General features: G+C 36.7%; 14 protein-coding genes. 7 read left to right on the top strand and 7 right to left on the bottom strand.

The features are described 5' to 3' along the window. Positions 1 to 58: 58 nt before the first annotated feature. Positions 59 to 571 carry a gamma carbonic anhydrase gene (locus GFJ36_RS24520; RefSeq protein WP_000640213.1) on the bottom strand — a complete coding sequence of 171 codons (513 nt, stop codon included), beginning with the start codon at positions 569 to 571 and terminating at the stop codon, positions 59 to 61. 74 nt (positions 572 to 645) lie between these two features. On the opposite strand from GFJ36_RS24520, the gene GFJ36_RS24515 reads away from it, so the two are divergent. The 3 genes from GFJ36_RS24515 (at position 646) to GFJ36_RS24505 (ending at position 2,833) form a co-directional block, all read left to right on the top strand. Beyond that, positions 646 to 1,449, top strand: a complete 804-nt coding sequence (locus GFJ36_RS24515) for an alpha/beta hydrolase (RefSeq protein ID WP_000267444.1) — start codon at positions 646 to 648, stop codon at positions 1,447 to 1,449. Between the two features lie 41 nt (positions 1,450 to 1,490). After that, positions 1,491 to 2,555, top strand: coding sequence for a tetraprenyl-beta-curcumene synthase family protein (locus GFJ36_RS24510; protein ID WP_141499258.1), 1,065 nt, complete (start codon positions 1,491 to 1,493; stop codon positions 2,553 to 2,555). A gap of 62 nt (positions 2,556 to 2,617) precedes the next feature. Further along, positions 2,618 to 2,833, top strand: a complete 216-nt coding sequence (locus GFJ36_RS24505) for a hypothetical protein (protein ID WP_088123562.1) — start codon at positions 2,618 to 2,620, stop codon at positions 2,831 to 2,833. A gap of 38 nt (positions 2,834 to 2,871) precedes the next feature. Here the strand turns inward: GFJ36_RS24505 and GFJ36_RS24500 are convergent, their stop codons facing one another. From GFJ36_RS24500 to mnmL, 6 genes are all read right to left on the bottom strand, one after another. Further along, positions 2,872 to 4,173 (bottom strand): PepSY-associated TM helix domain-containing protein, encoded by a 1,302-nt coding sequence (locus GFJ36_RS24500; RefSeq protein ID WP_097889170.1) that lies wholly within the window; start codon positions 4,171 to 4,173, stop codon positions 2,872 to 2,874. Between the two features lie 123 nt (positions 4,174 to 4,296). Then, complete coding sequence (locus tag GFJ36_RS24495) at positions 4,297 to 4,971, bottom strand: aspartate/glutamate racemase family protein (RefSeq protein ID WP_097889171.1); 675 nt, start codon at positions 4,969 to 4,971, stop codon at positions 4,297 to 4,299. 24 nt (positions 4,972 to 4,995) lie between these two features. Beyond that, positions 4,996 to 5,676 (bottom strand): ABC transporter permease, encoded by a 681-nt coding sequence (locus GFJ36_RS24490; protein WP_097889172.1) that lies wholly within the window; start codon positions 5,674 to 5,676, stop codon positions 4,996 to 4,998. A gap of 18 nt (positions 5,677 to 5,694) precedes the next feature. Continuing rightward, entirely contained in the window at positions 5,695 to 6,528 is an 834-nt protein-coding gene (locus GFJ36_RS24485) for an ABC transporter ATP-binding protein (RefSeq protein WP_097889173.1), read from the bottom strand. A 137-nt stretch (positions 6,529 to 6,665) separates the two neighbouring features. Then, entirely contained in the window at positions 6,666 to 7,238 is a 573-nt protein-coding gene (gene mnmM, locus GFJ36_RS24480) for a tRNA 5-(aminomethyl)-2-thiouridylate-methyltransferase MnmM (protein ID WP_088064619.1), read from the bottom strand. Then, on the bottom strand, positions 7,235 to 8,194 hold the full coding sequence (gene mnmL, locus GFJ36_RS24475) for a tRNA modification radical SAM protein MnmL/YtqA (protein ID WP_029440192.1): 960 nt from the start codon (positions 8,192 to 8,194) through the stop codon (positions 7,235 to 7,237). Before mnmL ends, mnmM begins: the two co-directional genes overlap by 4 nt. Positions 8,195 to 8,305: 111 nt before the next feature. Here mnmL and GFJ36_RS24470 point away from each other — a divergent pair, with 111 nt between their 5' ends. From GFJ36_RS24470 to GFJ36_RS24455, 4 genes are all read left to right on the top strand, one after another. Next, positions 8,306 to 8,569 carry a YtzC family protein gene (locus tag GFJ36_RS24470; protein ID WP_000840869.1) on the top strand — a complete coding sequence of 88 codons (264 nt, stop codon included), beginning with the start codon at positions 8,306 to 8,308 and terminating at the stop codon, positions 8,567 to 8,569. Between the two features lie 15 nt (positions 8,570 to 8,584). Then, entirely contained in the window at positions 8,585 to 8,734 is a 150-nt protein-coding gene (locus GFJ36_RS24465) for a hypothetical protein (protein ID WP_001129345.1), read from the top strand. Positions 8,735 to 8,870: 136 nt separating this feature from the next. Then, positions 8,871 to 9,893 (top strand): DUF418 domain-containing protein, encoded by a 1,023-nt coding sequence (locus GFJ36_RS24460; RefSeq protein ID WP_088064618.1) that lies wholly within the window; start codon positions 8,871 to 8,873, stop codon positions 9,891 to 9,893. A 252-nt stretch (positions 9,894 to 10,145) separates the two neighbouring features. Next, a partial coding sequence (locus GFJ36_RS24455; RefSeq protein ID WP_157349757.1) for an ABC transporter ATP-binding protein occupies positions 10,146 to 10,448 on the top strand: 303 nt, incomplete at its 3' end.

Below are 10,448 nucleotides of genomic sequence, written 5' to 3'. Positions count from 1 at the left end.
CACTGATTAAAGTTTCACTTTATATAAAAAGCTGCCATTAAAGTGGCAGCTGGAAAAGTTACTTCTGTAATGATTTATAATACTGGCCTTTTTCAACATATTGTGTGCGAATTCGCTCCATGTCTTTACGGTCTTCTTCTGTTAATTCACGAACGACTTTAGCTGGTCGACCGAATGCTAATGTGTTTGGCGGGATTTTCTTTCCTTGTGAAACGAGGCTTCCAGCACCGATAAAGGCTCCTTCACCAATTTCAGCACCATCTAATATAATAGATCCCATTCCAATTAAAGCATCTTTTTTAATATGACAGCTATGTAAAATAACTTGATGCCCAATGGTCACGTCGTCTTCTAAAATAAGAGGATACTGTGGGCTTTGGTGAAGTGTACATTGGTCTTGTACATTTACCCGGTTTCCAATGATTGTTGGTGAAACATCACCGCGTATGACTGTATTAAACCAAATACTTGATTCTTCACCAATGGAAACGTCGCCTGTAATCGTAACATAATCAGCGACAAAAGCGCTACTCGCAATTTTTGGATTTTTTTCTTTGTAAGGATATATCATGTAAAGTCTTCCTTTCCTAGAGACTAGTTTCAGTGTATCAAATTATGAGAAAGAGTGAAATGGAGGAGGTCCGTATGTGGAATTATGAAACAGAGGAAGCGAAAGCTGTCGTTGTTATCGTGCACGGCGCAATGGAATATCACGGACGTTATGAAGCCGTTGCGGAAATGTGGAATCATATCGGCTATCACGTCGTGATGGGGGACCTTCCGTCACACGGAACGACTTCAAGAAATAGAGGACATATTGATTCATTTGATGAATACATAGAGGAAGTTAAATTATGGGTGAAAGAGGCAAGAAAGTATAGGTTACCTATTTTTATATTTGGTCATAGTATGGGTGGTCTTATTGTCATTCGTATGATGCAAGAAACGAAGAGAGAAGATGTAGACGGCATTATTTTAAGTTCGCCATGTTTAGGCTTAGTAGCTGGACCTTCAGCACCACTTCAAGCTGCCTCAAAAATATTAAATATTATCGCTCCAAAATTGCAATTTGCAACGAATCTTACAGTGGAAATGTCCACTCGTAATCATGAAGTTAGGGACGCGATGGAGAATGATTCATTGTTCTTGCGCAAAGTATCAGTACGTTGGTATAGTGAATTGATCAAGTCTATCGAAATTGCTCATAAAAAAATAGATGATTTTCCAGATGTTCCGCTCTTGCTAATGCAAGCTTGTGAGGATAAACTTGTAGATAAAATACGTGTCCGCACTTGGTTTGATAATGTTAAAATAAGTGATAAGGCTTTTAAAGAATGGCCGAATTGTTATCACGAGTTATTAAATGAGTATGAGCGTGATGAAATTTTGAATTATATTCAGTCATTTACTGAAATACGCATCAATAACATAATAGAAACAAACAAATAAGTAAATTATTTGTACATCGAATAGAGGAGATGAAGGAAGAAGTGAACGTACCGAGTAATCCCATAACGCTCATGGCGAAAGTATACCGTGATGTGTTTCCGGTAGTACACCATGAGCTAGCGGTGTGGAAAGAGCGTGCCTACCATATTCCGAATGATGAGCTTCATAGTCAGGCAATCGCGAGTATTGAGAATAAAACGTTTCATTGCGAAGGCGGTGGTATTTTAGCACTGTTAGCAAATGAGCACCGAGAGGAATGCATTCGTTTTATCGTAGCGTATCAAACAATCAGCGATTATTTAGATAATTTATGTGACCGCAGTACATCACTTGATCCGAATGATTTTGCCGCACTGCATGAATCTATGTTAATGGCATTATCACCTGAAGTAGAAGGTGGCGGTAATTATTATCGCTATCGTGATGACCAAGACGATGGTGGTTATTTAGATGAACTTGTTGAAACATGCCAAGATGTTTTAAAGAAAACGAAGCACTATGACAAAATTGCTCCTGTTCTTCATGAACTTGCTTGTTATTATTGTGATTTGCAAATTCATAAACACGTGAAGTTAGAAGAAAGAGAACCACGCTTACAAAAATGGTTTGAAGCACATAAAGAAAATTTACCTGAAATGAGCTGGTTTGAATTTTCAGCATGTGCCGGTTCTACACTTGGAATCTTCTGTCTTGTAGCATATGCATTTCATGATGAATTACATGATGAAGATATTGCGAAAATTAGACAAGGATACTTCCCATACGTACAAGGACTTCACATTTTACTTGATTATTTCATCGATCAAGAAGAAGACCGTATAGGCGGGGATTTGAATTTCTGTAGTTATTATGAAAACGAGCAAGCGATATTAGATCGTATGAAACATTTTGTAGAAGAAGCAGAGAAGAGCATTGGTGATTTACCTCATGCGAAGTTTCATCGTCTCATAAGCCGAGGGTTACTTGGTATTTATTTATCAGATCAAAAAGTATCAGCACAAAAGAATATGAACAAAATGGCACGGCGCATTGTAAAATACGGAGGGCTTACTTCACGATTCTTCTATTGGAACGGGAAGATGTACCGAAAGAAAATGGCGCAGTGATGAAAAAAACCACTCATGTAGAGTGGTTTTTTGTTATAATATGGTAAATGCTGGTGGTGGAAATGAAGCGATTGTTTCAAAAGCTATATGAAAATATTGAAGTAACGTTACTCATGCTACTTTCCATTTCATTTGTAACTGGAATGTATATGATGATGAATAGGCCAAGTGGTCCTACTATGATGGATTATGTGCCGCAAGTAATAATTGGCACAATTATTATTGTAGATATCGTGTTCTTAATGAATAGTAGAAAAAAACAAACGAATAGTAAATAAAAAAGCATTTGTACACGAGAGTACAAATGCTTTTTTATTTATGATCGTATTTTTGAAAATACATATATGAGAAGTTCAATTGCGAAAATAACTAAAACAGATAGTCCGAATAAAGGCATGACAGCGCCTAGTATAACCATCATGATAAAGAAAACGATTATGCTTTTTTTATCTCTTTGTTTTGGCGGTGCTGCTAATTTTCCTTTCGGCTTTCTTGCAAACCACATTTTTACTCCGTAATAAATAAGAAGTAATAAAGATAATGTCGTTAGTAAGCATAATATTTTATTTGGCCATCCGAATAAATGACCTTCGTGAAGCGGGATACCGTAAGTGAACCATTGTGCAAATAAGCCATAATCACGATAGTCCGTTTTTGAAATGAGTTTTCCGCTATATTGATCAAAGTAAGCTGTTATTTCTTCATTTGGTGCCACATCCATGCCCGTAATACCAGAACCGCTCGATTTCGAAACGGTGAATACACCTTTCGGATCAGTTGGTAGTGAGATAACGTATGGCTTTTTTATTTCAATTCCTTTTTGTAATTCATCGACAGAAATTGTTTTTGGCTCATTTGAATTCGATTCAGGAGGAGCTTCTTTTCTTGTTGCCCACGGCAATTCTTTTACCTTTGATTCAGGCGGTGCCATATACAACTTGGGATATCCAATCGATTCATTCGACGATGCGATTTTATAAATTTGGTTACCCATAAATCCTGACCATGGCAATCCAGATGCGACTAACAAAACGAGTGGAATTGTAAATATAATACCGATAATAGAATGACGTCGTTTTGCTTTTTCTCGCTTAGTGGATGCCGGTGTGTTTTTGAATTGGCGTATACTCATATACAATCCAGTCACAAATAAAAAGATTGTCCAGCATGCCGCAAGCTCTACAGTATAGTTGACGACAGTGCCACCAACTAAAAGAGAACTATGTAATTCCCGCATTATATTGGCAAACGTTTCACTTGCATTTTGATCTCCAATAATTTGATTATTGCTATCTAAATACACATATTTTTGTTGCCCTGTATATTCATTTGCAATAGTAAGCCTCGTATTATAATCCCCATTAAACTCACTAATTTTCGCCACACTATAATGTGGATATTTTTTCTCTGTTAAGGAAATAGAATCAGACATCGAAATAGATTCCGTTTGGGCGCTCTTCCCAAAATATAAATCTTTATAGATGAAATCTTCAACTTCTTCCCGAAATAAATACCCAATTCCGCTCAGTGACAACGTAATAAGAAGCGGTGTAATAAAAAGCCCAGCATAAAAATGCCAACGCCAAAAAATGTAATGAAGCGAACGATTTACTTTCATACTTTCAGTTCCCCTAACCTTCCCTATATGAATAAATTCCTCATTTTAATATAGCGAGATTAAGTGTGGATATTTTGAAGGAATTGTGAAAAATGTTAAAAGTTTTGGGGAGGTTTTCTATGTTTATGAAGATTTCTTTGTATTTGATAGATACATCCTAACAACCGCCTCAGCAAGACATTGAGAGGAATCAACAAAATCCTCATCCGCCACAACATTTAAATCGGTACATGCGATAATTGCGGTATCTACTTCATTTCTCAATTGTAAAACGAGCGTATGCCACAATTCGCGGGCTTTTTCAATTTCTCCGCCTTTAATACAAGAAATAGTTTGATTAATCATTTCTTGACATTTTCCATGATGAATGTATTCTATATTCCGTTTTGCAATACCGTCTTGATAAATACCAGCTTGAATTGTCGCTTCTGTTGCGAGAAGCGCGACTCTTTTTGTACTTTCAGGAATTGCTTGTAACGTCTCATCGACTATATTTAAAATCGGGATAGAAAGAGAATGCTGTAATTCTTCAAAATAAAGATGCGCTGTATTGCAGGGCATAGCGATAAAGTCTACGCCAATACTTTCAAGTTTTTGTGCCCCTTCAATAATTGCTTTTTTCATCGCCTCATGATCAATAGGCCGATTCATATAAAACGGTGTTGGACAAGAATAAATCATCATATGAGGAAAGTCCATATCATGCTTTGCTCCGTATATAGTTTGGCACCCTGCTACAACTGTATCAACGAATGGCCCAGTTGATTTTGGTCCCATTCCTGCTAGTATTCCGATCATTGGTTTGTCTCCTTTAATATGTAATTAAAAACGTTTTTTACGAACGACAAAAAGAAATAAAGTAAGTAATAAAAATGAATATACGATAGCCCAAGCTGTGAGCCATAGCGTGTGAGTAAGTATATTAAATTTGTATTGTCCAAGCATTAGAAAGCTTTCGACAGGTGGTAAAAACCATAGTAACTCTTTTTTAAACCGGATGGAGGCGATTGTTATAAGTAATATAAATGTCAGGCTAAGCCAAGCGGTGCTTGTTTTTTGAATCATATTTCTAGTAAATAAAGTTGCAATTGAAATTCCTATTATAGAGAAAGATATATGAGCGAGAAATCCGACTAGGAATAAAGAAACTGTCATTTTTTCATTAAACATTTGCAAAATCATTGGATAGATTACGGATATAAAAGATAGCACAGTACAAATGAGAAGAGCGGTAATATATTTACCCACATATAGTGCGGAAATATTATTTGTGTGAGAAATAGTAATTTGTTCTTGTACAGGATCTTCCGTATGAAAAATTGTGATTGTAATCCAGGCAGATAATAAATAAAGGGCGAGAGCTGTTTCTAAGTATGTCGGTACAATAGGAGTCGGCTTATATGTATATACAAAAAGTAAGCTCACAAAGTACATCGCAATAGGAGGGACGTACTTATACGATTTTGTATAGTCGAGAAAATGGTAACGAATAAGGGCAAACATAATAAACCTTCTTTCGATTTAAAAGTTAGGTTGTAGCAGTGTGATAGATGCTTTTTTATGTAATAAAAACTGAAGCATTTCGTTTGTATATTCTTTTTCGATTTGTAATTGAATAAGGTTTTGATTTGAATTGTGTGCAACGTGTATAAAGCCTAATTGTTTCCGTAGTTCTATCGCTGAAAATGTTTCATGAACGATTGCTTCAATATAGACTTGTTCTGCTCCTTTTTGCACAGAGATATCTTCTGTGATTGTATGATTTGCTAACGTCACAATTCTATCGGCGAAGTTTTCTAGTAGTTGTTTTTCGTGACATGTGAAGAGTATAGATATGCCTTGTTGTTTTAATGAGAGTAAAATATGTTCTAATTCTTGCTGAGAGTTAGGATCAAGTCCAGAAAGAGGTTCATCTAAAATTAATAAATGGACGTCTGTAAGCAATGCTTGCATAATGCCAGTTTTTTGTTTCATACCTTTTGAAAAGTTTCGTAAAACGGAATGCCTTGCATGATGTAAATGAAAAGATTCAAGAAGCATCGGAATTTTATCTTTTAAATATTTTGTTGATAAGCCGTGGATGTGGCCGAGATGATATAAATAATCCTCTAATGTAAAACGAATCCCTTCAGGAAAATGTTCAGGTACATAGCCAATTTGTATATGTTCTTTTCTTTGAAGTGTCCCTGTTGTAGGTGAAATAAAGCCTGCAATTATTTTGAGTAGAGTACTTTTTCCAGTCCCGTTCCCGCCAATAATAGCGAGTGCCTCTCCTTCTGGAATGGATAAATCGATGTTGTCTAGTATAAGTGATTTGCCGTACTTCTTTTGAATTCCCCTTAGTTCTACTAGCAAAGTTCTATCCTTCTTTCTTCAAATAGTGTATATATCCATTATATAGGAGAATAAGAAAAAGACGTGCAATGAGTGCACGTCTTTTTTTGTTATGTTTTGTCGAATCGTCGATATATCGAAAAAATCGTTGATATATTTTATCGCTTCTCAATCGCCACAATAAATGGTGGGTTATTTTGCTGGTTAATGAAGCCGTATCGTAGTACGTGAGCTTGTTTTTGGTCGAGTTCTTCTGCAAATTTGAGAACAGCGTCGCGTTCTACTTGTCCTTCTGGGTGTCCGTGGTAAATGACAAGGACGATGATTCCTTCAGGTGCCATTACTTCTAGTAATTGTTCAATTGCCGAGAGTGTTGAGTTCGGTTTTGTAACGATATGCTTGTCACCACCAGGAAGGTAACCTAAGTTGAAGATAGCGCCTGTTACTTTTCCTTTTGCATCTTCTGGTAGTACGGATAGAAGCGTATCGTGACTATCGTGAACTAAAACAGTACGTTCAAAAAGCTCTTTTTCTTTTAGACGGATAGTAGAGCTTTCAATTGCTTCTTTTTGAATATCAAATCCAAATACTTTTCCGTTATCTCCAACGATTTCAGCTAGGAAGCATGTGTCATGTCCATTGCCGAGCGTTGCATCTACAGCGTAATCGCCTTCTTTTACTGCCGTTTGCAGTAGTGTGCGAGCAAACGGTAATACACGTTCTAATTTCATTGTTGTTTCTCCTCATTTGCATATTTTCCTTGCCAGCTTCCGCGGCGTACAAATTCTGCATCGATGGAATTTAATACTTCCCATTTATTTAAGCTCCACATTGGACCAATCATTAAGTCAGGCGGACCGTCACCTGTGATACGGTGCACAATTACGTCTTCTGGAATCATTTCAAGTTGGTCAACAACGAGACTTACGTAATCTTCAAGAGAAAGGAATTCTAGTTGTCCTTTTTCATATTGCTTCACCATTGGCGTTCCTTTTAATAAATGAAGTAAATGAATTTTAATTCCTTGTACATCAAGCTTCGCTACTTCACGAGCTGTTTCCATCATCATGTCGTAATCTTCAAGTGGAAGACCGTTAATAATATGAGAGCAAACTCTAATGCCATGCTTACGTAATTTATTTACACCTTCCACGTAAGATGGGTAATCATGAGCGCGATTAATAAGGTTTGCAGTTCGTTCGTGAACAGTTTGTAAACCGAGTTCAACCCAAAGGTATGTGCGTTTATTTAAGTCCGCTAAATATTCAACGACATCGTCCGGTAAGCAATCTGGACGAGTGGCGATAGAAAGACCGACAACGTCTTTTTCTGCTAGAAGCGGTTCGAATTTTTCTTTTAACACTTCAAGTGGTGCATGTGTATTTGTGTACGCTTGGAAATAAGCGATACATTTTCCGTCTTTCCACTTTGAGCGCATTTTTTCTTTCATTTCATGATATTGCGTTATAACATCATCGCGGCGATCACCAGCGAAGTCACCAGATCCGGCAGCACTACAAAATGTACAACCACCGTAAGCAACTGTACCGTCACGGTTCGGGCAATCGAAGCCAGCATCTAATGAAACTTTAAAGATTTTTTCACCAAATTCATTTCGTAAATGGTAATTCCATGTATGATAACGTTTATTGTCGTTTGTATATGGAAAAGGGTTTTGAACCTTCATTACTTTCCCTCCTAAGCCGAGTCAAAATGAAACAAAATCCATTATAACATACTCATAAGGTAGAGATGGAAGGGACACACTAAAGGGGAATTGAAGCAAGGAGGGACAATTATGGCAGAGCGTCAATCACTTGAATCGTATATTACACAAGCGGAACAAGCGGTGGAATATGCGAAAGAACAATTAGACCAAGGTATGAGACAAGAGCATTATAATACGATGGAGTATTCAGATGCACAGTTACAATTAGAACAAGCATATAACGATTTACAAACGATGCAGCAACATGCGAATGATGAGCAACGTGAGCAGTTAAATAGAGCACGCATGGCAATTCGCCAACTGCAACATCAAATGATTATTACACCGCACTAATAAGGAGTGAATGTAATGGCGAAACGTTCCGATCAAAATAATCCAGAGCAAAAAACGCAAAATGGACATAACGCTGAGTTTTCAAATGAACTTGATCCAGTTGTTCAAGTGAAACAGCGCAACAGTAAAAAAGGACAACCTCAAAGATCAAAGCAATCAGAGTAAACCAGGTCGCAATATGACCTGGTTTTATTTTGCTATATGACAATAATGTAAGATTTCTGTAAGGTTTGCCGATAGTTGTAAGCTTACTTTTCCAGTAGAGTAAGGGAGGATTAAATTTTGGACAAGGAGTTGCTTTATGGGGAACAACATTACAAACAAACGAATTGATGAGTTAGATTACATTCGTGGCTTCGCATTACTGGGGATTATTTTAGTAAATATTCTTGCACTACTCAATATTAAGGTACCCGATCCTAATACAGTAGATGCCAGTTATCAAAGGTTTCTATACTTATTTGTAGAAGGTCGTTTCTTCTCGATTTTCTCATTCTTATTTGGAGTAGGATTCTACATCTTTATTACAAGAGCAATTGCGAAAGGGAAGAATGGGTACGTTCTATTTCTACGCCGCGTAGTTGCACTATTTATTTTTGGTTTAATTCATCAAATGTTTCAGCCTGGAGAAGCACTAGCGTTATACGCAATTTGTGGATTAGTCGTTTTACCGTTTTATAAAGCGAAAAAAGAAGTGAATGTAGTACTCGGTCTTATTCTTACGATAGCTTTTAGTATTATGGCAGCTAAGGAATTATTACCATTAGGTTTAATTTTATTAGGTCTTGCTGCAGGGCAGTATAAAGTGTTTGAAAACCTTTCAGCAAAAATCAAACAAGTCGCTATTTTTACAGGCATTATGTTTGTTTTAAGTGTTGCAGCGTTATGGTATCAATATGGGCACGTTCCTGCTAATCCATTTGTAAATATGATAATTATGAATGAAGATGGAACAATGGACGCTGCAGGTCAATTCTTAAAAATTGGTGTTACAGTTGGACCAATTATTTCAGCTTTCTATGTAGGAGCATTAATTTTATTACTTCAGTTAAAACCAGTTCAAACATTGTTAGCACCATTGAAATACTACGGTCGTATGGCTTTAACGAATTATATCGGACAAACTGCAATGATTTTAATTGCTGGTAGTGTATGTAACTTTGCAGGAAACTTAACATACATGCAGACGTTATATGTATGTATCGCAATTTATGCTATTCAAATTGTGTTTAGTGTAATTTGGATGAAAATCTTTAAAATGGGTCCACTAGAATGGATTTGGCGTGTTATTACGTATTGGACGGTAACACCTTTAAAGAAATAAGGAGAGAATTGGGCTGTTCCTTTTGTGGAACAGTCTATTTTTATTGTCATCTTTTTTCGGTAAGTCGATATTCCTTTGAGAATCGCTGATAAAATTGCATTTACCAATGAGGTTGATCTAAAAAAAACGAACCTTACACGCGCGCCTTTTTTATATTACAAAAGTGTAAGGTAATTGTAATGTTAACAAATAGCAGTTCTCTTCTAAAAGGCGCAAAATAGGTAATGGAAAAACAAGCGTAGGAGGATATATATGACGAAACCAGTTGTAGACGTGAAAAACGTTCAAAAAGTGTACGGTAAAAAAGGTGAGAACCAATCACACGCGTTAAAAGGTGTTTCATTCTCAATTCAAGAGGGTGAGTTTGTTGGAATTATGGGACCATCTGGTTCTGGTAAAACGACATTATTAAATGTAATTTCAACGCTTGATAAAGCAACGGGCGGCGTTGTTGAAATTGCGGGTACGGATATTACGAAAATGAAGCAAGGTGAGCTTTCTGATTTCCGTTCACAAAAATTAGGATTTATCTTCCAAGACTTTAACTTATTAGAG

The sequence above is a fragment of the Bacillus sp. EE-W1 genome (assembly GCF_009760835.1).
Taxonomy (GTDB): Bacteria; Bacillota; Bacilli; order Bacillales; family Bacillaceae_G; genus Bacillus_A; species Bacillus_A wiedmannii.
The sequence above is the reverse complement of the archived record's forward strand: the minus strand, read 5'-3'. Positions and strand labels throughout refer to the sequence as shown.